Source organism: Rothia aerolata (assembly GCF_014635585.1).
Lineage (GTDB): Bacteria > Actinomycetota > Actinomycetes > Actinomycetales > Micrococcaceae > Rothia > Rothia aerolata.
In genome coordinates this window covers 863,109-887,185 of the sequence record NZ_BMDC01000001.1, presented here as the reverse complement: position 1 = coordinate 887,185, position 24,077 = coordinate 863,109, and the positions used below count along the sequence as shown (strand labels likewise).

18 protein-coding genes are annotated in these 24,077 nt (G+C 58.8%); 13 read left to right on the top strand and 5 right to left on the bottom strand.

The annotated features are described in order from the left end of the window. Positions 1 to 2 precede the first annotated feature (2 nt). Complete coding sequence (locus IEV00_RS03935; protein WP_188358988.1) at positions 3 to 1,601, bottom strand: cation:proton antiporter domain-containing protein; 1,599 nt, start codon at positions 1,599 to 1,601, stop codon at positions 3 to 5. 54 nt (positions 1,602 to 1,655) lie between these two features. Then, entirely contained in the window at positions 1,656 to 2,993 is a 1,338-nt protein-coding gene (locus tag IEV00_RS03930) for a DUF2252 domain-containing protein (protein WP_188358987.1), read from the bottom strand. Between the two features lie 271 nt (positions 2,994 to 3,264). On the opposite strand from IEV00_RS03930, the gene IEV00_RS03925 reads away from it, so the two are divergent. The 3 genes from IEV00_RS03925 to IEV00_RS03915 all read left to right on the top strand — a co-directional run bounded on the left by IEV00_RS03925 (position 3,265) and on the right by IEV00_RS03915 (position 5,609). Further along, positions 3,265 to 3,891, top strand: coding sequence for a thymidine kinase (locus tag IEV00_RS03925; RefSeq protein ID WP_188358986.1), 627 nt, complete (start codon positions 3,265 to 3,267; stop codon positions 3,889 to 3,891). A gap of 176 nt (positions 3,892 to 4,067) precedes the next feature. Further along, complete coding sequence (locus IEV00_RS03920; protein WP_188358985.1) at positions 4,068 to 4,934, top strand: S1 family peptidase; 867 nt, start codon at positions 4,068 to 4,070, stop codon at positions 4,932 to 4,934. Positions 4,935 to 5,039: 105 nt separating this feature from the next. Next, entirely contained in the window at positions 5,040 to 5,609 is a 570-nt protein-coding gene (locus tag IEV00_RS03915) for an NADPH-dependent F420 reductase (RefSeq protein WP_188358984.1), read from the top strand. 279 nt (positions 5,610 to 5,888) lie between these two features. Here IEV00_RS03915 and IEV00_RS03910 read toward each other — a convergent pair whose 3' ends face one another. Beyond that, the gene (locus tag IEV00_RS03910) at positions 5,889 to 8,108 is read right to left on the bottom strand and encodes an NADP-dependent isocitrate dehydrogenase (RefSeq protein WP_188358983.1); all 2,220 of its coding nucleotides are present in this window, start codon (positions 8,106 to 8,108) and stop codon (positions 5,889 to 5,891) included. Positions 8,109 to 8,279: 171 nt separating this feature from the next. Between IEV00_RS03910 and IEV00_RS03905 the strand changes: the two genes are divergently transcribed. The 3 genes from IEV00_RS03905 to IEV00_RS03895 all read left to right on the top strand — a co-directional run bounded on the left by IEV00_RS03905 (position 8,280) and on the right by IEV00_RS03895 (position 11,735). Then, complete coding sequence (locus tag IEV00_RS03905; RefSeq protein ID WP_188358982.1) at positions 8,280 to 8,663, top strand: DUF488 domain-containing protein; 384 nt, start codon at positions 8,280 to 8,282, stop codon at positions 8,661 to 8,663. A 32-nt stretch (positions 8,664 to 8,695) separates the two neighbouring features. Beyond that, positions 8,696 to 9,670, top strand: a complete 975-nt coding sequence (locus tag IEV00_RS03900; protein WP_188358981.1) for a TIGR00730 family Rossman fold protein — start codon at positions 8,696 to 8,698, stop codon at positions 9,668 to 9,670. A 91-nt stretch (positions 9,671 to 9,761) separates the two neighbouring features. Further along, a complete protein-coding gene (locus IEV00_RS03895; protein WP_188358980.1) occupies positions 9,762 to 11,735 on the top strand; it encodes an alpha/beta hydrolase family protein in 1,974 nt (657 codons plus the stop codon). Here the strand turns inward: IEV00_RS03895 and IEV00_RS03890 are convergent. Both IEV00_RS03890 and pgi read right to left on the bottom strand, forming a co-directional pair. Continuing rightward, positions 11,732 to 12,193, bottom strand: a complete 462-nt coding sequence (locus IEV00_RS03890; protein WP_188358979.1) for a hypothetical protein — start codon at positions 12,191 to 12,193, stop codon at positions 11,732 to 11,734. The genes IEV00_RS03895 and IEV00_RS03890 overlap by 4 nt on opposite strands. Positions 12,194 to 12,293: 100 nt before the next feature. Continuing rightward, positions 12,294 to 13,973 (bottom strand): glucose-6-phosphate isomerase, encoded by a 1,680-nt coding sequence (gene pgi / locus IEV00_RS03885; RefSeq protein WP_188358978.1) that lies wholly within the window; start codon positions 13,971 to 13,973, stop codon positions 12,294 to 12,296. Between the two features lie 299 nt (positions 13,974 to 14,272). On the opposite strand from pgi, the gene IEV00_RS03880 reads away from it, so the two are divergent. The 7 genes from IEV00_RS03880 to IEV00_RS03850 all read left to right on the top strand — a co-directional run bounded on the left by IEV00_RS03880 (position 14,273) and on the right by IEV00_RS03850 (position 23,950). Next, entirely contained in the window at positions 14,273 to 16,267 is a 1,995-nt protein-coding gene (locus IEV00_RS03880) for a BCCT family transporter (protein ID WP_188358977.1), read from the top strand. A 295-nt stretch (positions 16,268 to 16,562) separates the two neighbouring features. Then, the gene (typA, locus tag IEV00_RS03875; RefSeq protein WP_188358976.1) at positions 16,563 to 18,470 is read left to right on the top strand and encodes a translational GTPase TypA; all 1,908 of its coding nucleotides are present in this window, start codon (positions 16,563 to 16,565) and stop codon (positions 18,468 to 18,470) included. Positions 18,471 to 18,581: 111 nt separating this feature from the next. After that, entirely contained in the window at positions 18,582 to 19,454 is an 873-nt protein-coding gene (locus IEV00_RS03870; RefSeq protein WP_188358975.1) for a PIG-L family deacetylase, read from the top strand. Positions 19,455 to 19,457: 3 nt separating this feature from the next. Beyond that, on the top strand, positions 19,458 to 19,874 hold the full coding sequence (locus IEV00_RS03865) for a hypothetical protein (protein ID WP_188358974.1): 417 nt from the start codon (positions 19,458 to 19,460) through the stop codon (positions 19,872 to 19,874). 163 nt (positions 19,875 to 20,037) lie between these two features. Further along, positions 20,038 to 20,364: a ferredoxin gene (gene fdxA / locus IEV00_RS03860; RefSeq protein ID WP_188358973.1), complete on the top strand. Its 327-nt coding sequence runs from the start codon at positions 20,038 to 20,040 to the stop codon at positions 20,362 to 20,364. Between the two features lie 978 nt (positions 20,365 to 21,342). After that, positions 21,343 to 22,473, top strand: a complete 1,131-nt coding sequence (gene dapC / locus IEV00_RS03855) for a succinyldiaminopimelate transaminase (protein ID WP_268234166.1) — start codon at positions 21,343 to 21,345, stop codon at positions 22,471 to 22,473. A gap of 193 nt (positions 22,474 to 22,666) precedes the next feature. Further along, complete coding sequence (locus IEV00_RS03850) at positions 22,667 to 23,950, top strand: citrate synthase (protein ID WP_188358971.1); 1,284 nt, start codon at positions 22,667 to 22,669, stop codon at positions 23,948 to 23,950. Positions 23,951 to 24,077 lie beyond the last annotated feature (127 nt).

Genomic DNA, 24,077 nt, shown 5'->3' with positions numbered 1-24,077 from the left:
CTTTAAAGCGCCCAGTCGTGCTTGCTGGCATAGGCCTCGTAGCCGCGCTCCGCCAGGGTCTCACCGGCACCGTGGTAGAGGTTCACCACGCAGTCGGCGCCCAGCTCATCGAGTTCTTTGAGCTCGTCAACGTACTGGGCCACCGCCACGAAGGAGCTTTCTGAGTGGGCCTCCACCGCGTTGCGCATGGCCTCCACGTTAGTGCCGTGAACCGGCATAGCGAGAACCACCAGCTCAACGGCGTCATTGTCTTTAACGCGCTTCCAAAAGTTGGCGTCGGTGGCGTCTGCCTCAAGCACGTTGTAGCCTTGCGCCTCAAGCTTCTCAATGCGTTGCTCGGAGTTGTCGATGCCGATTACGCGCAGGTTGTACTTTTGGGTGAGTTCGTCGTAGGTGCTGCGCCCGATGCGACCCATGCCGAAGATCACCGCCTGGACGTCGCCGAGCACCAGCGGGCGCTCTTCGGGGTGCATCCTATCTTCTGGCACCGTCGGTACCAGTCGGGCCAGCTTGGCCGGTAGCTTGGAACCGCGGATATTGAGCAGGGTTGAAATCACGAAGCTCACCGAGACCGCCAGGGAGAGAGTCACCAGCCAGTCGCCGGAGATGAGGCCGGACGCCGCGCTCATTGAGACAACAATCAGGGTGAACTCAGAGAAGTTGGTCAGGGTCAGGGAGGAAAGAATTGAGGTTCGCGGGGTCAAACCGGTCAGCCTGAGAATCGCCGTGTAGGCGACGGTATTGACCGGCAGGAGAAGCAGGAGCAGGCAGGCAAAGAGAATCTGGCTGGGGGAGGGAACGCCGGCAACCAAACCGATCGAGACGAAGAAGCCGATGAGCATAAATTCTTTCAGGGAGAAAAGAATCTTTGAGAGCTCATTCGACTTGGGGTGGGGAGCAAGCAGCATGCCGATAATTAGGGCGCCGAGATCGCCCTTGATACCCACGGCGTCAAAGAGCCAATAGCCCGGCACGTAGGCCATCACGATACCGAAGAGTACCAGTAGCTCGCCGTGACCCACGCGGGTGAGTAGCTTGCGGAAGAGCCAGGAGGCAGGGAGCAAAAGTACCAGAGACAGCGCCCAGAGGGAGGGAACATGGCCACCAGCAAACACCATGAAAATTACGGCAAAAAGATCCTGAACAATCAGAATACCCAGGGCAGTTCGGCCGTAGAGCGAGCGGGAGTCTGACCTTTCTTCCAGAGTTTTTGCCACCAGAACGGTGGAGGAAAATGAAAGGGCAAAGCCCAGCACCGCAGCCTGGAGCCAGCTGATGGTGCCCATAGCACCCAGCCCCAGGGCAGCCAAGAAGAAGGTGAGCCCTGCACCGGCGAGAGAGGTGATGAGCATGTGAACGCCCGAGGTCATCCAGACCTCGGTGCGGAGGAGCAGGCGGGCATCGAGCTTGAGACCGATGGTAAACAGCAGCAGGGTCACGCCCAAATCACCGAGCTCGGTAATGATAGGCAGCGACTCATAGTGCATGAGGTTCAGCACGATTCCGCTCACCAGAAAACCAATCAGTGGCGGTAGCTTCACCATCTTCGCCGCCACGCCGCACAGAATGGGAATTACCAGATAGGGTATAAATTCTGTCATGTGCATCTGGCTGAACCCTCCTTTGGGCTGGCGTGCGGCGTCGTCCTTATAAAACTACAGAGCGTACTGAACGGGCAGACGGCCCTTATCAATCGCTTCCTTCATGGCGTGGAAATCCCGGGTGCAGATCTGCGCGTAGTCGTGGGCCCACTTGCCCAGGTGCTGGTCGAAGATCTTGTCTGCCTCGCAGTAGACAGCGATGTCGTCAATGTGGCGGGACTGCGCGTGGGCGCGGGCCAGCAGAGAGGCGCAGACCTTGGCGGTTTGCTTGAGGCCGTCGCGGTCAAGCGCTGAGAGGTTGATAGAGCCCTTCATATCGCGGAACTGGCGCACGTAGTAGTCGGTGGTGCCACCGGCGCGGGTAGGAACACCCTCAATCCAGCCCAAAAAGGGATCAGACTGCGACTGCATCACCCGCTGGCCCGCAACCACACGGAAACCGTTGCCCATTGGACGGTCGGGAAAACCCAACGATTCCGAGGTCTGCTCAATCTTGCCGTAGCTGTGGAGCACGGTGTCTTGGGCCTCTTTAATCTGAATAAAAAGCGGGTTCTTCAGACGGTCTTGGAGCAGGGCGATAAAGCAACGGGTACCCACAGACCCCACCCCCACCACGCGCAAAACATGATCGCGCAGGCGGAAGTTGCGCAGCAGGTAGCGGATATCCGGCCGCGCCGAGTAGAGGTAGTGCTTCCAGAGCTCCTGCAGGGCGTCGTCCCCGATTTCGTCGTGGTGCATGGTCAGCGGCGGCTGGTCGACCAGGCGGGGCTGGCCCGACTCGTCGGTAACGGTGAACTTGTGTAGCGCCTGCTCGGAGTTGCGGGTGCGGGCTTTCTTCTCGAACTTGTCGAAGAGGGGCTTGTACTCCTCTTTGATGAGCTCTTCAAAGGTATCGGTATTGACCTTGGTGTAGTAGCGTTCCAGCGCTGATTCCTCGTTCATGCGCAGAATCGTGCGGCGGTAGTACTTGGAGGTTTTCTCGGCCAGGGTGGTGGCGGTATCTTCTGACTCACCGTTGTCGGTGGCGGCCAGGTAAACAGAGGCAGCCAGGCGCTTGAGGTCCCACTCGAAAGGGCCGCGGCCTGCCTCGTCAAAGTCGTTGAGGTCAAAGAGCAGGTTGCGCTCGGGGGAGGCGAAGTAGCCGAAGTTGCCGATGTGCGCGTCGCCGCAGATCAGGGGCATGACGCCGGAGTTCGGCCTGGTGGCCAGATCTGCGGCCATGGGGCCGGCGGTTCCGCGGTAGTAGGTGAAAGGCGACTCCGACATGCGGCCGTGGCGCACCGGCACCAGCTCGGTCAGGCGGGATTTATTCTGCTCGATAATAATATCCAGCGGGTCGATCTCTCGTTCAGGGGGCGCCATGAGAGCTTCAATGTCTGACCGGGGAATCATGCTGTGTTTTTGCCTCTATCTTGTGCGGTGCTGGCCGTGTACCAGTATATTCTCTTTGCCGCATGGCTGTCGCATAGCTCATGAATGATTACGGGCTGGGAGTAAAAGGCTTATTCAAATAGGGAATTAGCCAGCCCGAGCGCGCTGGCCAACCTCCCTTAAACGCCAGCCCCGATGCCAGTTGGCCAGCGCGCTCGAGCTGCCGTGCGAGCCCTTTGAATAAGCCTTTGGTTACAATGGCAGGAGTTTTGTTTTCTAACGGGGGTCTTCTGTGGCTAAGCTTTATTTCCGGTACGGCGCCATGAATTCGGGCAAGTCAACCGCGCTCTTGCAGGCTGCCTTCAACTATGAGGAGCGCGGGCAGCGGGTTCTGCTGGCTAAGCCGAAGGTGGATACGAAGGGGGACGCCGATGTCGTCTCTCGGCTGGGCGTGACCCGGCACGCGGACTTTCTGATTCCCCTGGATGCTGATTTGCGTTCTCTCTTCCACGAGGCCGCTGAGAACGCCCACCCCTCATCTGCGCATCGGCACCTGCCGGTTTCCTGCCTGCTGGTGGATGAGGCTCAGTTCCTTTCACCTGCCCAAATTGATGATTTGATGCGCATCGCCGTGCTCGATGATATTCCGGTGATGTGCTACGGAATCCGTACTGATTTTCAGACTAAGGTCTTTCCCGGTGCTGCCCGCCTGCTCGAAATCGCCCACACCCTGGAGGAGCTAAAGACTATCTGCCGCTGTGGCAAGAAGGCTCTCTTCAACCCCCGTAAGGTTGATGGAGAATTTGTGTTTGAGGGCGACCAGGTGGCCATTGACGGCGTGCACGTAACCTATGAGTCGCTGTGCGCCAACTGCTATCTGGAGGAATCCGGGGGAGTACTGTTGCCCGATGCTCAGTAGTGTGAACCGTTACTGGGGGGCTAAACCTGAAACCCGGCTGAAAAATAACTGGTTAACTCCGCAAAGAATTTTTTAAAAGTACTAGTCAAACCCTAAGTTAAGGCTCTATATTAATTTTGGATGCGCATCCCACTGGTTATTAAATTTCTCTCTTATTTTCCAGATGGGGGAACCAAATGAAGAGCGTTATTTCTATCCTAGGTCGGGTGGCAGCAGCCGCAGCGGCTTTAGTTACCGTGGCTTCCATGCTGGGCTCTGCCCCGGCTCAAGCCCAAAGTTCCTACGATACCTTTGATTCAACAGTTGGCATTTTCAACTGTTCGGCTTCGGTGGTTCAGCTACCGGAGTCTCGCGACAGCGATCGGGCCCTGGTGCTGACCAATGGCCATTGCATTCAGCCGGTTTTGGATCGCTATCTGAACCGCGGTGAAGTGGTGACAAACCGTAGTCTGGGATTTCTAGACAAGGGCTACTTCAAGAACGTCACTTTCTACGGCGGCTCATCGCCTACCCAGCTGACCACCGGCACCCTGACCGATCTGGTCTATGCCACCATGGACAACACCGACATCGCGATTTTGCGGGTCGATAAAACCTATGGGCAGCTCAAGACAAGTGGAGTAAAGGTTCGTCCTCTCTCCTCTTCACACCCTGTTGATGGAACCTCCATCGAGATTCCCAGCACCTACTGGCAGCGTGCTTATTCTTGCAACATCGATGGTTTTGCCCACGAGCTGCAAGAGGGCCCCTGGCTGTGGCGCGATGCTATTCGCTACTCATACGGTGGATGTGAGGTTCAGGCCGGTTCCAGCGGCTCACCCATTGTTGATGTCAATACCGGAGCTGTCATCGGTATCAACAACACCGCTGTTGAAGGGGGCGCTGAGTGCGCTATGGGTAATCCCTGCGAGGTGGATCCTAATGGTAATAAAGCCACCAACCCGGGCCGTAGCTACGGTACTCAGACCTATTACATTCCAACCTGCTTCAACAATTCAACGCTGGCCATGAACAAGGCCGGTTGCGAACTTCCGCGGGGATAGGGCAAGTCTCTAGATAACTGCGGGAAGGGCGGCTGACTCCTGAGGGGGTTGGCCGCCCTTTCTTTTTGGGCGGAATAAACTTTCGGTGTAAAGTGTTTTCCTGTTATGAAGGTTTCAATTATCGGTGCTGGAAAACTCGGAACTGCTCTTGCCCGGCTGGCTGTTGCTGCCGGTCACGAGACACTTATTCACGCTCGCCCCAAGCCCATGCTAGACATTATTTTGGGCTCCCTGGTGCCCGAGGCGAAGCTGGTGTCTTTCGAAGAAGCTGCTTTAGCGGACGTTATGATTCTCGCGGTGCCCCGCACCGCCCTGGACTCTTTCGATTTCTCGCTGGTGCGGGGAATTATTATTGATGCCACTAATCCCTGGGAGGCTACCGGCACCGTGGTGGAGTCCTCTGCCCTGGCCGGACTGAGCGTGCCGGTGGTGCGCACCCTGAACCATATTGCCTACGAGGAGCTAACCTCCGACTCCCGAGTGCTCAATCCGCACGCCCTGCCCCGCGCCGTCGCTGTGGTCGAGGCGGGGGAGGGCACTGCCGCTGCCGCCGACTTTGTGGAGTCGCTGGGCTTTGATGCGGTGGTGGTGCAGGACGACGCCGCCCACCTCTTCGAGCCGGACGGCCGGTACTTCGGTGCCCCGCTCACGGCGGAAGAGTTGGCGAGCTTGTAAATTTTGCCGGCTAGGGTGCTGACTGACCGGCAACTGGCCCTTTGTAGCGCCCTCTGACCCCATTTTGGGCCACTTGCTGGTCATTACCAGCGTTGTTTCACCTGGTCCAGCGTAGTTCTAAAAAGTTCTAAGGGGTTCTAAAAATATTTTTAGAACCCCTTAGAACTTTTTAGAAGTGAGTGTGTGGCTGACCAGCAAGTGGCCCTGGGCGGTACCAGTTGGTACAACCCAGGGCCACTTGCCGGTCAATTCCTGTATTCATGAGGCAGAAGTAAAACCCTACTTCAGCCCGCCCACAATCTCATTCAGAGTTGCCGAGGGACGCATCGCTGCCGATGCCTTCTCATCGGAGGGCTTGTAGTAGCCGCCCAAATCAACCGCAGAGCCCTGGACTCCCAGTAGCTCCTGGTTAATCTTGTCCTCATTCTCAGCAAGAGCCGAAGCAATGGGGGCAAACTTAGCAGCCAGATCAGCGTTATCGGTCTGCTTGGCCAGCTCCTCAGCCCAGAACTTAGCCAGGTAGAAGTGCGAACCGCGGTTATCAATCTCGCCCACCTTACGCGAGGGAGACTTGTTCTCGTTCAGGAAGGTGCCGGTAGCGGCGTCCAGCGTATCAGCCAGAACCTGAGCCTCAGCATTGCCGTTCTTCTTAGCCAGGTGTTCAAAAGAAGCCGCCAGAGCCAGGAACTCACCCAGGGAATCCCAGCGCAGGTGGTTCTCCTCCACCAGCTGCTGAACGTGCTTGGGGGCAGAACCACCGGCACCGGTCTCAAAGAGGCCACCGCCGTTAATCAGCGGAACAATCGAGAGCATCTTTGCCGAGGTGCCCAGTTCCAGAATCGGGAACAGGTCGGTGTTGTAGTCACGCAGAACGTTACCGGTCACCGAAATGGTGTCCTCACCCTTGCGGATGCGGTCGATGGAAACCTGGGTAGCTTCCTCGGGGGAGAGGATGCGGATATCCAGACCCTCAGTATCGTGCTGGGGCAGGTACTCGTTGACCTTCTTAATCAGCGAAGCATCGTGGGCGCGGGTCTCATCCAGCCAGAAGATAGCGGGAGTCTTGGAGTCGCGGGCACGGGTAACGGCCAGCTTCACCCAGTCCTGAACCGGAATGTCCTTGGTCTGGCAGGCACGCCAGATGTCACCGGCGGAAACCTCGTGCTCAATCAGCACGGTGCCGTCAGAAGCGACAACCTGTACCTTACCGTCAGCGGCAATCTCAAAGGTCTTATCGTGGGAGCCGTACTCCTCAGCCTTCTGCGCCATCAGGCCAACGTTGGGAACGGTACCCATGGTGGTGGGGTCGAAAGCGCCGTTCTTCTTGCAGTCCTCAATCACGGTCTGGTAGACGCCAGCGTAAGAGGAATCGGGGATAACCGCCAGGGTGTCCTGCTCGGCGTCGTCCTTATTCCACATGTGGCCGGAGGTGCGGATCATGGCGGGCATCGAAGCATCCACGATCACGTCGGAGGGAACGTGCAGGTTGGTAATACCCTTGGCGGAATTCACCATAGCCAGGGCGGGACCCTCAGCCAGGCCCTTCTCGATTTCTGCGCGAACGTCGTCCTGAATATCGGCGGGCAGAGTCTCAATGCCAGAGAGAATAGCGCCCAGGCCGTTGTTGCCGTTCAGGCCGGCCTTGGTCAGCTGCTCGCCGTACTTCTCGAAGAGGGAGGAGAAGTAGGCACGCACCACGTGGCCAAAGATAATGGGGTCAGAAACCTTCATCATGGTTGCCTTCAGGTGTACGGAGAAGAGCACGCCCTCTTCCTTGGCGCGGGCAACCTGCTCGGCCAGGAACTTATCGAGAGAGGCAGCGCTCATGAAGGTGCCGTCAACAATCTCACCCTTGAGCACCGGCAGGGATTCCTTGAGAACGGTCTCGGTGCCGTCGGAAGCCACGTGCTTAATCTGCAGGGTGTCGTCTTTTTCAAGAATGACTGACTTCTCGTTGCTGCGGAAATCGTCTACACCCATGGTTGCTACGTTGGTCTTGGAGTCAGCCGACCATTCACCCATCTTGTGGGGGAACTTGCGGGCGTAGTTCTTCACCGACAGGGGAGCGCGGCGGTCGGAGTTACCCTCGCGCAACACGGGGTTCACAGCAGAACCCTTCACGCGGTCGTAGCGAGCGCGAACGTCCTTCTCCTCATCGGTTGAAGGCTCCTCGGGGTAGTCGGGAATCGCGAAGCCAGCAGCCTGTAGCTCGGCAACCGCTGCCTTGAGCTGGGTGACTGAAGCGGAAATGTTGGGCAGCTTAATGATGTTTGCCTCGGGGGTCTTGGCCAGCTCGCCCAGTTCGGCCAGAGCGTCGTCCACCTTCTGCTCGTCGGTGAGGTAGTCGGGGAACTGCGCCAGAATACGGCCAGACAGTGAGATGTCGCGGGTTTCAATATCCACACCTGCACTCTTTGCAAAAGCCTCAACGATGGGCTTGAAAGAGTAGGTTGCCAGCAACGGTGCTTCGTCGGTGTGGGTATAAATAATCTTTGCCATAAAGATTGACTCTCCCGTGTAGTTGGTTTGAACGTGTCACTTTTTACAATACCCTGACGTGCCCGCCGCCACAGAATACTAATCGTTCGATGAACCTTAACATTTAGGTATGTGACGTCTGAGCGGCTTATGTGACAGGCTGGGAGTAGGCGCTCAAGCTGAGGAGGAACAATGGAACTGCAAATGAAGCGCATCTACGACGAGGTTTCCAAGGACGACGGCACCCGGGTGCTGGTGGACCGCCTGTGGCCGCGCGGGGTGAAGAAGGACGATGCTGCGGTGGATCTCTGGGCCAAGGACCTCGCGCCCTCGCCCGAGGCTCGGAAGTTCTTTAACCACGACCCCGCTAAGTTTGAGGAGTTCCGCGGCCGCTATGAGCAGGAGCTGGACGAGCGCTCCGAGGCGCAGGAGCTGATCGACCAGCTCAAGGGTGAGAAGAAGGTAACGCTACTCTACGCCGCCAAGGATAAGGAGAACAACCACGCCGTCATTCTGTTGGAGTACCTGCAGAAGCACATCGCCGGTGCCTCGTTTGCGAAGCCGAGGTCGCTCTAGCGCCCGCTAGCGACCCTAGTAAAGTATGAGATATGACTTCTTCTGCCTCCATCATTCGTGTTTCCGCCGCCGTTTTTATCAATGAAGACCTCGAAGTTCTCACCGTGCGTAAGCGCGGTACCGAGGGCTTTATGCTACCCGGTGGCAAGCCCGAAGTCGGCGAAAGCGCCGAGCAAACCGCCCGCCGCGAGGTGCTAGAAGAAATCGGTATCAACCTGCAACCTGCCCAGCTCAAGCACCTGGGCACCTTCCGGCAGCAAGCCCTCAACGAGCCCGGCATGACGGTCGAGGCAGAGGTTTTTCTCGCCACTGTTGAGGGGATGAGCTGGCTCAAGGTGCACCCGCAGCGCGAGATTGAGCAGATTCGCTGGGTGCACCCGCGCCACGGAGTTATGGAGAACCAGGCCCCGCTCAACACCGAAGAGGTCTTTCCCGCCCTCTTGAAACTCGTGCCCGATTATTCCAGCGTGGAGTCTCTCGCGGTTTTCTGCGGCTCCCGCACCGGGGAGAACCCCGCCTATGCGCAGGCTGCCCGGGAGCTTGGCCAGCGGCTTGGCCAGGAGGGAATCGCCCTGGTCTACGGCGGAGGTCGTGCCGGGCTGATGGGCGAGGTTTCCGACGCCGCCGTGGCGGCCGGTGCTGAAACCTACGGCGTTATTCCGGCCTTCTTGCAGAACGCTGAGTCTGCTCATCACCAGCTCACCCACCTCGAAATCGTTGATACCATGCACGAGCGCAAGGCCCGCATGGCGCAGCTGGCCGATGCCTTTGTGGCCCTGCCCGGCGGCCCCGGCACCCTGGAAGAATTTTTTGAAATCTGGACCTGGCGCTACCTGGGCCAGCACAACAAGCCCGTTTTTCTGCTCAATATCAATAGTTTCTGGGATAACCTGCTCATCATGATGGAGGGCCTCAAACACGAGGGCTTCGCCGCGGAGGCCTACTTTGAGGGCCTCACCGTGGTCGATACGGTAGACCAGCTCCTGCAGGAAATCACGGGCAAATAAAACCAGCGCCGAAACAGACCAATTTCTTTACCTGGAACTTTCATCGCTGAGTCTGCTAGCGAAGTGCCCTGCTGCTGGGTACTCTGGGTGCATGTCATCAACCTATCTTGAATCACTGATTTCGTCTCCTCGCATCACTCAGCTCACCGCCAACCGCGCTGGTGACGCCCTGGTCTCGGTCAACTCCCTCAACCGGAAGGGCTCTGCCTACCGCTCCCAGCTGCACGCGGTGGGCGAGGCAGGCCATGACTTTTCCACTTTTCCTCTGACCGCTCCCGACTCCAACGCCAAGCTGCTGGCGCTGGGTGAGGACGGTTCCGTTTTCATCACCCTGGATCAGAAGGTGGACGGCGCCGAGTCCGACTCGCTCACGGGCGTCTACCGCCTGCCGCGGCGAGGAGAGGCCCAGCTGGAATTTAGCTTCCCGGGAACCATCAGCAAGCTGGAAGTGCGCGGGGTAGGAGAGGGCCAGACCCTGATTTTCTCAGCCGCCGCCCTTGCCTCTACCGAAGCCGAGGCACAGGAGATTCTGGACGAACGCGAAAAGACCGGCGTGAGCGCTGTGCTCTACGAGGACTTTCCCACCCGCTACTGGGACCGTGACCTTGGAATCGGACAAGAAACCCTCTACCTCAAGGAGCGCGGTAAAGACCCGGTTCGGATTGAGACCCCCGAGGGTATTCTCACCGGCTTCACCGCAGACCCCACCGGCCGCCGCGCCCTGGTGAATATTCGCAAGAACCTGCGCGGGGTGCACGAGCGAACCAGCGTTTACCTGCTGGATCTCTTCGGCAAAGAAGAAACCCGCCCGGTCGCTACCGCAGACGAGCGGGTGAGCTGGACGGCGTCGTCCTTCAACCCCTCGGCAACCCTGGCGATGCTGGAGAAAGTGCACACCTGGCTGCCCGACCAGGCCCTCAAAGTTGAGGCGGCGGTCTATAACTTTGAGACCGGAGAAATTACGGTTCAGTGTCGGGACCTTGACCGCTGGCCCGCCCAGACCGTCTGGATTGATGACGCGAACTTTGCTTTCGTCGCGGATAACCTGGGTGCTTCGGCGATTTTCCGTGCCGAGGTAGACGGTGAGGTAATCCAGCTGACCGATGATGCCAACCACTATTCCCAGCTGGCCTATACCTCCGGCACCCTGCTGGCGCTGTGCGATAACCACCGGCAGGCGCCGTATCCGGTGCGTATTTACGAGGACGTTACCGCCGGGGTGGGCACCGTGAAAAAGATTGACTCTCCCATCGAGGAGCTCCAAGCACCGGGCCGCCTCGAGAAGCTGACCACCACCGCTGAAGACGGCACCGAGATTACCTCTTGGCTCGCACTGCCGGAGAGCGGGGAAGGTCCCTTCCCGCTGGTGGTTTTCGCCCACGGCGGCCCCTGGGGCTCCTGGAATTCCTGGACCTTTCGCTGGAACCCCTGGGTACTCACCGAAGCTGGTTATGCCGTGCTCATGCCCGACCCCGGTATCTCCACCGGCTACGGCCAGGCCATGATCGAGCGCGGCGGTCAGTCGGTGGGTAAGGAGCCCTACGAAGACATCATGGCTGTCGTTGAGGACGTCGCCGCGAGGGCGGACATTGACGGCGAGCGGGCAGCCTTCATGGGCGGCTCCTACGGTGGCTATATGACCAACTGGGTAGCGGGAAAAACCGGCGATCGGTTTAGGTGCTTCGTTAGCCACGCCTCCATCTGGAACCAGGAACACATGTACTTCACCACCGATAACGGCATGTGGCACGAGTGGATGTGGGAGGGCGAAGACAACGTGAGAAACACCTATTCACCGCACCAGTTCGCCAGCCAGATTAAGGCTCCCATGCTGGTCATCCACGGTGATAAGGACTACCGCGTGCCCATCTCCCAGGCCCACATGCTCTGGTTCGATCTCAAGCGCAACTCGCCCGAGCTAGACCACCGCTACCTCTACTTTCCCGACGAGGGCCACTGGATTCTCAAGCCGGGCAACTCAAAGATCTGGTACGAAACCGTGCTGGCCTTCCTCAACGAGCATGTGCTGGGTGAGGAGTCTGGGCGGCCCCGGCTCCTGGGCTAAGCCGCCCTGCGCAGATTCAGGTAGCGGCGCAGCAGCGAGAAAGTAGGGCCGATGTGCACTAGCAACCAGCCCGGTGCCACGTAGGCCATGAGCATGTAGAGCACCCGGAAGAGGGAGCTCACCGAGTCTCCGCCGGTTTCTACCACATTGCCCATCCACAGGGTGAGGGCAAAGCAGAAGATGGTGGAGCCCAGCGACCAGGCCATGCCCCAGAGGAACTCGCTGGCGCTGGCGGTTCCCTTGCTCAGCCAGTACTGGGAGTAGAAGCGTTTGAAGGCCAGGGGGAAAGAACAGTTGGGTACCGCCACCGCTGCCTTGCGCTCTTCAGCGAGAATCTCCTCTTCGTCATCGAAGCCGCCGACGCTGAGAGCGTCGGGGTCATCTTCGGTGGGGGCGTGAAAATCGTAGGTGCGTTGCCGGGGTGATTCCTGGGAGCGGTCAAAGTCAGCTGAGGCCATGGCTCAACTCTACAGAAAGTCGGGTATGAATGCAGAACGCCGCCCCACCGTGAAATTGGTGGGGCGGCGAGCCTGAGACTCTGAAAAGAACCTACCCGGCTTACTTGTTGCGGTGCTTCAGGTAGAAGTCAATCAGGCCGCGGGTTGAGGAATCCTGCTGGCCTAGAACGTCACGGTCACCGGCAACAGCGGGTGCCAGAGCCAGGGCGAGCTGCTTGCCCAGCTCAACTCCCCACTGGTCAAAGGAGTCAATGCCCCAGACAACACCCTGAACGAAGGTGATGTGCTCGTAGAGCGCAATGAGCTGGCCCAGCACAGCCGGGGTTAGCTTCTCGGCCATGATGGAGGTGGTGGGACGGTTACCGGTGAAGACCCGGGCGGGAACAATCGACTCGTCGGTGCCCTCAGCGCGAACCTCATCGGCGGTCTTGCCGAAGGCCAGCGCCTTGGTCTGGGCGAAGAAGTTAGCGAGGAAGAGCTCGTGAACGTCCTGCTCGCCGTCCTTGGTTGCGTGAACCGGGTTGGCAAAGGCGATGAAGTCGGCGGGAATAATGCGGGTGCCCTGGTGAATCAGCTGGTAGAAGGCGTGCTGGCCGTTGGTGCCGGGCTCGCCCCAGAATACTTCACCGGTGTTGTAGATCACTGGCTTGCCCTCGGCAGTAACGCCCTTGCCGTTGGACTCCATGGTCAGCTGCTGTAGGTAGGCGGGGAAGCGGTGCAGGTACTGGTCGTAGGGGAGCACTGCGTGGGTGTGGGCACCGAGGAAGTTCACGTTCCAGATGTTCAGCAGGCCCATCAAGGCGGGCACGTTTTCTGCCAGGGGAGCGGTGCGGAAGTGCTCGTCCATCGCGTGGAAGCCGCCCAGGAACTCTTCAAAGGTGTCGGGGCCGAGCACGATAGCTAACACGGTGCCAATGGCCGAGTCTACGGAGTAGCGGCCGCCCACCCAGTTCCAGAAGCCGAAGGCGTTTTCGGGGTCGATTCCGAAAGCCTCAACCTTATCCAGGGCGGTGGAGACAGCAATGAAGTGGGAGGCAACTGCCTCAGCGTCTTCCTTACCCTCCAGCGCGCCGTCCTTGCGCAGGGAATCCAGCAGCCAATCGCGGCAGACGCGGGCGTTGGTGAGGGTCTCCAGGGTGCCAAAGGTCTTGGAGGCAACGATGAAGAGGGTGGTTTCGGGGTCGAGATTCTTGACGGTCTCTGCTGCATCGGCGGGGTCGATGTTGGAGATGAAGCGGGCTTCCAGGCCCTCCTGGGCGTAGGGCTTGAGAGCCTCGTAGACCATTACGGGGCCCAGGTCTGAACCGCCGATACCGATGTTAACCACGGTCTCGATCTTCTTGCCGGTCACGCCGGTCCACTCACCGGAGCGCACGCGGTCGGCAAAGTCGTAAATCTTCGCCAGCACCTCGTGCACGTCGTCGTCCACGTCCTGACCGTCTACCTCTAGCGCGGGGGAGTAGCCCTTGGGGCGGCGCAGGGCGGTGTGCAGGACGGCGCGGTCTTCGGTTACGTTGATGTGCTCACCGGAGAACATGGCGGCGCGGCGATCTTCCAGCTTGACCTCGGCGGCCAGATTTTTCAGGGAGTCGAGCACCGAGTCAGTGATGAGGTTCTTGGAGAGGTCTACGTGCAGATCCGCTGCGGTGAAGCTGAGCTTCTCGGCGCGCTTCTCGTCTGCTTCAAACCAGCCGCGGAGGTCGGGGGTAAGGTTGTTATTGAGCTGGGTTAGTTCGGCCCAGGCTTCGGTGGTGGTGGGGTCAACAATGTTTTCAGTCATACTTCTATTCTCGCCCTGATTGTCGCTTTATGACCAGTAAAGAACCCTGCTTTACGCCCTAAGTGATTACTTGCACACAGGGTCTTTGAAACACTATCTATCCCTACTATAAAGGGGATGTAAGGTTATTGTATTAGTCTTTGCACCACGTATAGATGTGGATTTTGTGAACCTTCTGTTGATAAGCCATCTTCAATTCGTTACGGTTGGTTTGTTAGGAGACCGCTGTGTCTAAGCGGTAAAGATGCTCACACGCATTCTCTCGAGAAATAAGAATCTAGAACATTTAGGTACTTTATATGGCAACTTCGCAAGCAGCTCCGCCTGAGGACGCCCCCGACCTTCGTAAAGGTGATGTTTCAACAGAGACAAAAGTGAATATGCGTATGGGCAAACTTTCGCCCCGCGTATTTTGGCCTGCGGCTATTATCATGGCGATTTTTATCGCCCTGACCCTGATTTTCCCTAATCAGTCCAAGGCAATTATTGATGCCCTGCAGGCAGACGTTATTAAATACTTCGGCTGGTACTACGTAGCCCTGGTCGGCGCACTGGTGATTTTCGCTCTCTACGTGGGTTTCTCCCGCATGGGCGATATTAAGATCGGTGATGACGACGACGAGCCCCAGTACTCATTCATGACCTGGTTCGCCTTCCTCTTTGCGGCGGGTATGGGTATTGGTCTGGTGTTCTACGGTGCAACCGAGCCCCTGACCCACTTTGCAAGCCCCCGCCCCGGCGTTGAAACCGGCACCACCGAGCGCATTGCTCAGGCGGCTATGAGCCAGTCCTTCCTGCACTGGGGCTTCCACCCCTGGGCAATTTACGTGATTGTTGGTCTGGCGATTGCCTACGCCACCCACCGTCTGAAGCTGCCCCTGTCGATTCGCTACTCCCTCAAGCCTTTCCTGGGCGATCGGGTGAAGGGCGCCTGGGGCGACGTCATTGACATTATCGCCCTGGTGGGCACCCTCTTTGGTGTGATTACCTCGCTGGGCCTGGGTGCTATGCAGATTGCCGCCGGTATGGGTTACATCAACATTCCCGCTGACGGCATGGGCTGGCTGATCGGTATCATCATTGTTCTTCTGGGCGTTACCATGGTTTCCGTGGTTACCGGCCTGGAAAAGGGCATGAAGATTCTCTCGAACGGTAACCTGATTCTTGCGGCTATCGTCTGCCTCTTTGTGCTCTTCGCTGGCCCCACTCTCTTTATCTTCCGCGAGTTCATCTCCTCCATTGGTGCCTACCTGCAGAACATCGTTTCCATGACCTTCGAGACCCTGGCTCTCTACGGTGATGAAGGCGAGAAGTTCCAGTCAGCATGGACCACCTTCTACTGGGGCTGGTGGATTTCCTGGTCGCCCTTCGTCGGCATGTTCATCGCCCGCGTTTCCCGCGGCCGTACCGTGCGTGAATTCGTCACCGGCGTGCTGCTGGTTCCCGCGTTGACCTCCTTCTTCTGGTTCTCTGTGCTGGGCGGCACCGCTCTGCACCAGCAGATTTTCGAGGGCCTGGGTCTGGTGGGTGAAGACGGCACCGTCTCCGCTGAATCAGCCCTCTTCGAGATGTTCGGCAACCTGCCCGGTGGCTTTGCCCTGTCGGTGGGCGCGGTTCTGCTGATTACCATCTTCTTCGTAACCTCGGCTGACTCCGGCGCCCTGGTGCTGGGTATGCTCTCCACCAACGGTTCACCCGAGCCCAAGACCTGGATTCGCGTGTTCTGGGTAATCGTGGCTGGCGTTACCGCTATCTCCCTGATGCTGCTCGGCGGCGACCAGGCACTGAGCTCCATTCAGACCATCGCTATTCTGACCGCGATTCCCTTCTCGCTGGTTATTATTCTCATGTGTATCTCCATCTATAAGGCTCTCAGCTACGAGCACCGGCTCTTTGTGCGCGCCCAGCGCCGCAATGCCCGTGAGGAGATTGCTGAAGAACTCCACGACCAGCTGGGCGAACGGGTCAACAAGATAGTGAACAAGCGTGTGAACGCTCGTGTTGAGGCCGCAGTTGATCAGGCGGTTGAAGAGGCCCTGGAAGAAGCTGTTGAGGCCCGCGTTGAGGAGGCTGTTGCTTCTTCGATGGACGACGTCAACATGCAGCTCGAAGCCAACACCGCGGCAATCGCTCAGATTCAGGCAGACACCTCATCCCAGCGGACTCTCACCGCTGAAGAGGTTGAGGCAGACCGCCTCAGCAAGCAGAACTCTGCTGAAACTCCGAGCTCCCCGGCGACTACCACCGCACCCAAGAAGCGCGGCGATATTCCCTGGAAGTTCCGCAAGAAGTAGGTAAAACCTCCTTCACCCTGCCCCGGCACTAGCTAACCGCGAGGCAGAAACCGCCACCGCGCCGTCCTGCACAAACAGTAGGGCGGCGCGGTAGCGCATTAAAGACAGAAAAACCTAAAGTGTACGGAATCACGCCCAAGATTTAGGTTTCTTTCATCACCACTTCACCGCCAACCCTTGACCCAGTGGGTAAACTAAGCCAAGGCCCTACTCTCGCCCGCCTCGCTCTGGCGCGGAATCGATGGAGAGAATCGGGCAGATTTCTATTCCCTAGATTTAAGCGAGATCTATACGCATGTCAGAAAACACCGCTTCACGTAGCGACCTGCGCAACGTGGCTATCGTGGCTCACGTTGACCACGGTAAGACCACCATTGTTGATGCAATGCTCAAGCAGACTCACGCGTTCTCCGCACACGCTGACGTTGAAGACCGAGTCATGGACTCCGGTGACCTTGAAAAGGAAAAGGGCATCACCATTCTGGCCAAGAACACCACCGTGTTCTACTCCGGCCCCTCAGCCCAGGGCGAGACCGTGACCATTAACGTGATCGACACCCCCGGCCACGCGGACTTCGGCGGTGAGGTGGAGCGCGGTCTGTCGATGGTGGACGGCGTGGTGCTGCTGGTAGACGCCTCTGAGGGTCCCCTGCCCCAGACCCGCTTTGTGCTGCGCAAGGCGCTCGCTGCTAAGCTTCCCGTGATTCTCGTGGTTAATAAGGTTGACCGCCCCGACGCTCGGATTGACGAGGTTGTCTCCGAGTCGATGGACCTGCTGCTGGGCCTGGCGGGCGATTTGGCCGATGAGGTTCCCGACCTCGATGTGGATGCCCTGCTGGACGTTCCGGTGGTCTACGCTTCCGGTAAGGCCGGTGCAGCATCGCTGAACCAGCCCGCTGACGGCGCCCTGCCCGATAACGAGGATCTCGAGCCCCTCTTCCAGACCATTCTTGAGCACGTTCCTGCCCCCACCTACGATCCCGAAGAGGTGCTGCAGGCTCACGTGACCAACCTTGACTCGTCCCCCTTCCTGGGCCGCCTTGCGCTGCTGCGTATCTTCAACGGCACCCTCAAGAAGGGCCAGACCGTTGCCTGGGCCCGCCACGACGGCACTATCAAGTCGGTGCGTATCTCGGAGCTGCTGGCAACCAAGGCGCTGGACCGCGTTCCCGCTGAATCCGCTGGCCCCGGCGAAATTGTGGCGGTTGCCGGTATTGAGGACATCACCATTGGTGAAACCCTCACCGACCTGGAGAACCCCAAGCCCCTGCCCCTGATTAAGGTGGATGACCCGGCTATCTCCATGACCATCGGTATCAACACCTCGCCCCTGGCTGGTAAGGTCAAGGGCGCTAAGGTTACCGCCCGCCAGGTGAAAGACCGCCTGGACAAGGAACTGATTGGTAACGTGTCGCTGCGCGTTCTTCCCACCGAGCGCCCCGATGCCTGGGAAGTTCAGGGCCGTGGCGAGCTGGCGCTGGCAATTCTGGTGGAGCAGATGCGCCGTGAGGGCTTCGAGCTGACCGTGGGCAAGCCCCAGGTGGTTACCAAGACCATTGACGGCAAGGTTCACGAGCCCATGGAGCACATGATTATCGACGTGCCCGAGGAATTCCTGGGTGCTGTGACCCAGCTGATGGCAGCCCGCAAGGGCCGCATGGAAAACATGTCGAACAACGGCACCGGCTGGGTTCGCATGGAATTCACCGTTCCTGCCCGCGGCCTGATTGGCTTCCGTACTCAGTTCCTCACCGAGACTCGCGGTGCGGGTATCTCATCCTCCTACGCCACCGGCTACGAGCCCTGGGTAGGCGACATCGAGTACCGCTCCAACGGTTCCATGATCTCTGACCGCGCCGGCGTGGTGACCCCCTACGCAATCATCGGTCTGCAGGAGCGCGGCACCATCTTCGTAGAGCCCACCTCCGAGGTCTACGAGGGCATGATTATCGGTGAGAACTCCCGTTCTGACGACATGGAAGTCAACATCACCCGCGAGAAGAAGCTGACCAACATGCGCTCTTCAACCGCCGATAACTTCGAGAATATGACCCCGCCCAAGAAGCTCACCCTTGAGGAATCCCTGGAATGGGCCCGCGAGGACGAGTGTGTTGAGGTTACCCCCGAAGCGATCCGCATCCGCAAGGTAATTCTCGACTCCAACGAGCGAGTTCGCGAGTACCGCCGCCGTCAGCGGGCATAAGCCACCGGCGTGTGGCTGACTCTCAGCCACAGCCTGTACACTCAAAGGGCACACCCGCACCGGGTGTGCCCTTTGGTTTATTACCTCAGAGATTTGGAGAATTTCCAGACCATGGCTGAAGAGTCTTCGCCTCACTACCCTGAGCAGGGTGCCTATGTGTCCGCGAACGCGGTAACCTCACTGCTACCAGACGGCCTTGCTGCCCCCGATGCCCGGCTCCTGTTCGTTCACGCCCACCCGGACGACGAATCGACGGTCACCGGCGCCACCATGGGCTTCTACGCTGAAATGGGTGCCACCGTAGATTTGCTTACGCTGACCCGCGGTGAGATGGGCGAGGTAATTCCCCAGGACCTTCGCTGGATGGAGGCCCACAACGGCACCCGCGCTGACTTCGGGGAAGCCCTGGGCGACTACCGCGCCGGCGAGCTCTCCGCCGCCTGCGACCGGCTGGGCGTGGCCACCCACCTTTTCCTGGGGCAGGGCGCTACCGCCGTGGACGGCGCCCCGCAACTCTACCGCGACTCGGGAATGATCTGGGGGCAGGACGGGCGAGCCGCGGCTAATCCTCATGCCTCGGCCGACTGCCTCACGGCTGGGCACCTTGATGACCAAGCCCGGGCCATCGCTGCTCTGATTGAACAGACCCGCCCCAGCGTCGTCGTCACCTATGACAACGGCGGCGGCTACGGCCACCCCGACCACGTGCGCGCCCACCAGGCAACCGTCGCAGCGGTCGAACTGCTCATCGGCTCAGACGCCGCGCCCGAGCTGGTTTGGGGCCTCGAAGGCGAAATCGACCCGCTGGATGAGCGACCCCAGGCGGTTATTGACGGCTCCTTGGCCAAAAAGCGGGAGGCCATGGCAGCCCACCGCACCCAGGTGATGATCGTTGACGACTTCACCTACCAATTCTCCAACCGGGTCTCCCAAAAAATCTCTGCCCGGGAAACCTACCGCCTGCTCTGGGAAAAGGGGGAGTAGCCGATGAACCACGAGGTAGAAGAAGCACCCTCCACCGCCAACTCGGTGATTACTGCAATCTGCATCGGTCTAATCGTTGGCTTCACCGGAACCATGTACCACGCCTACATCTGGTACATTTCAGACGGAATCTACCTGCCCTGGGGCGCCCTGCTGGCCATTCTGCTCACCTTCCTCGGCGCCAGCTGGGTCTCCCTGCGCGCCACCAAAACTTGGGCGGGAAGCCTGGCAGGCGCTGTGGCTTTTCTGTTGGTTCTCACCTTCGGCTTCGCCAAAACCGGATCGGTTCTGGTACTGGCAAACCCCGTGATTCCGGTGGGCGTAGCGGGCACCCTCTGGCTGTTGGGCACCCTCTTTGCCACGGTGGTCTCTAACGTGGTGGTCAAGAAATACCAACTGCGCCAGCGAATCAAAAAGTAACAAATTACTTTCCGTCAAGAATAATTACGACACATTTTTATGCCCTGTCAACTACGCCACTAAAGTCTTCTCAACGGCATAAACAGGGCTAGTATGGTGAAAGACTTCAAACCCAGCACGTGTCACACAGTGTTGAAATGATCTTCCAAGAAAGGCCCACTGCATGACTTACGTTATTGCTCAGCCTTGCGTAGATGTTAAAGATCGCGCATGCGTAGACGAATGCCCCGTTGACTGCATCTACGAGGGCGAACGCTCCCTCTACATCCACCCCGACGAGTGCGTGGACTGCGGCGCCTGCGAGCCCGTCTGCCCCGTTGAAGCCATCTACTACGAAGACGACGTTCCCGAGGAATGGGAAGACTACACCCAGGCCAACGTTGACTTCTTCGACGACCTGGGCTCACCCGGTGGAGCAACCCGTCTGGGCAACATCGGCAAGGACGTGCCCTGGATTGCGGCGCTGCCCCCGCAGAACCAGGAATCCTAGATTTTATGGGGATTTAGCTTCATCAGCACGTTGCCCAGCCAACCTCCCTTAAACGCACGCTTCGCGATTCTGCTCACTCTTGAGTGCTCGCTAGCTCGCACTCGTGTCGCTTCATCCCGATGCCAGTTGGCTGGGACAACGTACTGCTGAAGTGAAGCTCCTCCTTAAGTGCTCGCTACCTTTCTCGGGTGGTGAGCATTTTTGTCTTAAAGGCAGGGCTTGTGAGGGTATAAGACAGAAAGTGGGTCCCGCTCCGGGCGTCTCACCCGAGAAAGTGGCAGGAAAGCGTGGCTTCTAGCATGCTGGGTGTTTATCGAGAATGGGCCAGTGTACTGAAGCGCGACTCAATGAAACAGGACCATCTGCACGGGCTGCTATGATCGCCGAGTGGCCATTTTTATACCGTTTTTCGCAGGTTTTCGGTATAAAAGTGGCCTCTCGAGGAAGCTCGATAGGTAAAGTACACGTTTCTTCTTGCCGGGCTGACATAGGTACACCTGTATTCCCTGGGTACACATCTAGATGTGTACCCAGGGAATACAGGTGTACTTTTGGCTTCTTAACGGGAATTTGCTTGTACCTTAGGTGTCCCTACAGGAATCTAGATGTACCGGGAGTTTGTTTCCGCAGGTAATCCAGAAATGCTCCATATCGCTGGTGCTGGATTTTGGGGTAGTGGTGGGTTGAGGTTAGCTTGTGGGGCCGGTTGCCTTGTCTTTGCTGGAGAGTGGGGATGTTTTGGACACAGATTTGTCCTATAGCCCGCCTGTGAGCCCCGTGTCATAGAATGGGGGAGCAAAAGGTTTATTTCCTCGGCTCTGCGGTCGAGCGGTCGTCCGCAGTCCCTCTCGCGGGCTCGCTTCGCTCGTACCGCGATTCACGCCAGCCCCGATGCCAGCGGACGACCCGCTCAACCGCCTCGCCCGCGGCTACGATAAGCCTTTCAGACGATGCAGATTCCCAACCAAAGGATTCACCGTGGCGAAATTCGGCCTTGACCTACCCGACTACCCCTGGAACCAGATGGCCCCCTACCAGAAGCAGGCCGAGCAACATCCCGGTGGCCTGGTGAACCTCTCGATTGGCACCCCGGTTGACCCCACTCCGGCGGTAATCCGCGAAGCTCTCAACCGCGCGTCTGATGCCCACGGTTACCCCACCACACACGGCACTCTTGAGGTGCGCCAGGCCATCGTTGACTGGTTTGACCGCCGCCGCGGCGTCCCTGGCCTCACCGTGGAGCAGGTCATGCCCACCGTCGGCTCTAAGGAACTCGTGGCGTGGCTACCCTTCCTGCTGGGGCTGGGCGCCGGGGACGTCGTCGTCCGCCCAAAGATCGCCTACCCCACCTACGACATCGGCGCCCAGCTGGCCGGCGCCGAGCACGTCGCCGCCGATTCCCTCGACGAACTCGACGCTGACACCCGCTCCCGCGTGAAGCTGGTCTGGGTGAATTCTCCCGCCAACCCCACCGGCATTGTGCGTGACGTTGCGGAACTAAAGAAGATGGTGGACGACGCCCGCGCCCTGGGTGCCGCGGTCGCCTCCGACGAGTGCTACGCCGAGCTGGGCTGGGGGAGCTGGGACGTACAGCGCGGTGGGCAGGCTGTGCCCTCTCTGCTGGATCCGCGGGTCTCCGGCGGATCACAGGAGCTCCTCTTTGCCACCTACTCGCTGTCTAAGCAGTCTAACCTGGCAGGCTACCGCGCAGCCTTCCTCGCAGGCGATCCCGAGATCATGCCCAACATCATCAACTCCCGCAAGCACGCTGGCATGATTGTTCCTGCCCCCGTGCAGGCCGCTATGGCTGCCGCCCTGGCCGACGACGCACACGTGGAAGAACAGAAGAACCTCTACCGTGCCCGCCGCGAGCTACTCTTGCCCGCCCTGGAAAAGTTCGGCCTGACCGTCGAGTACTCAGAAGCGGGCCTTTACCTCTGGGCCAGCGCGGGGGAGGACACCTGGACCACCATCGGCCGCTTCGCCGAGCGCGGCATTCTCATTGGCCCCGGCACCATCTACGGCGAGGCTGGCAACGGCTACGTGAGGGTGGCTCTGACCGGCTCTGACGCTGATATTTCGGCTGCGGCTGAGCGACTTTCTTCATAAAAGTCAATTCGTAGCGAAATAATTAGTTCACGTTTCAAGAGAAATGTGACCCGGCGCATTGAGAACGGTAAGGTGGGTTTGAAGGTAATTGGTAACCTGCACCACGCGCGTTCAAAGAAGACGCTCTCTAACCGGTCATCACCGATAACAGTGGTTAAGCCTGGGAACCAACTCCATATACACGGAGGAATTAATGTCTGAAAACAAGGATGCTGTACTCTCAGCTGGCGATATCGAGCTCGACCTCAAGCGCGTAGAAGCTGTAGACGGCAACAGCGGTTTCTCAACCGCAGGTATGCTCAAGGAAACCGGTCATGTAGCCTATGACCCCGGCTTCATGAACACCGCTAACGCAAAGTCTGCCATCACTTTTATTGACGGTAACGAGGGTATTCTGCGTTACCGCGGCTACCCCATTGAAGAGCTAGCCGAGAAGTCCAACTTCGTTGAGGTTGCTTACCTGCTCATCTACGGCGAACTGCCCACCCCCGAGCAGTACGAAGAATTTGAGACCATGATTCGCCGCCACACCATGGTGCACGAAGATTTCAAGACCTTCTTCTCGGGCTTCCCTCGCGGTGCCCACCCCATGGCGGTTCTTGCGGCATCTGTCTCGGCCATGTCCACTTTCTACAGCGACTCGCTCGACCCCTTTGATGCGCACCAGGTTGAGGTTTCTACCTTCCGCCTGCTCTCCAAGGTTCCTACCCTGGCAGCCTACGCTTTCAAGAAGGACAAGGGCGAGCCCCTGATCTACCCCAAGAACGATCTCAACTACGCAGAGAACTTCCTGCGCATGTGCTTCGGCTTCCCCACCGAAGACTACGAGGTTGATCCGGTCATGGCTAAGGCACTGGATACCCTGCTCCTGCTACACGCTGATCACGAGCAGAACTGCTCGGCTTCGACTGTTCGCCTGGTGGGTTCGGCCCACGCCAACATGTTCACCTCCGTCTCCGGCGGTATCAACGCTCTCTACGGTCCCCTGCACGGCGGCGCTAACGAGGCTGTTCTGAACATGCTCCGCAAGATTAAGGCCGAGGGCATCTCGCCCGAGGACTTCATGGAGAAGGTCAAGAACAAGGAAGACAGCGTGCGCCTGATGGGCTTCGGCCACCGCGTCTACAAGAACTACGACCCCCGCGCCCGCATTATCAAGAAGACCGCGGACGAGGTTCTGGGCAAGATGGGCGGCGACAACGAGCTGCTCGAAATTGCTCAGCGCCTGGAAGAGAAGGCTCTGGCAGACGACTACTTCATCGAGCGCAAGCTCTACCCCAATGTGGACTTCTACACCGGTCTGATCTACACCGCGATGGGCTTCCCCGAGAAGATGTTCACCGTGCTCTTTGCTCTGGGCCGTATGCCCGGCTGGATTGCCCAGTGGCGCGAGATGATTCAGGATCCCGAAACCAAGATTGGCCGCCCCCGCCAGATCTACATTGGCGAGCCGGAGCGCCACTACCCCTCCAAGTAAACGCATAAGAAAAGCGGGGCCGCTGCATTGAGCAGCGGCCCCGCTTTGAAGTTTAAGCGTAGATGACGGAAGGACGGTTTGAGGGGCCAGACAACCTCCCCTAAACGCCAGCCCCGATGCCAGTTGC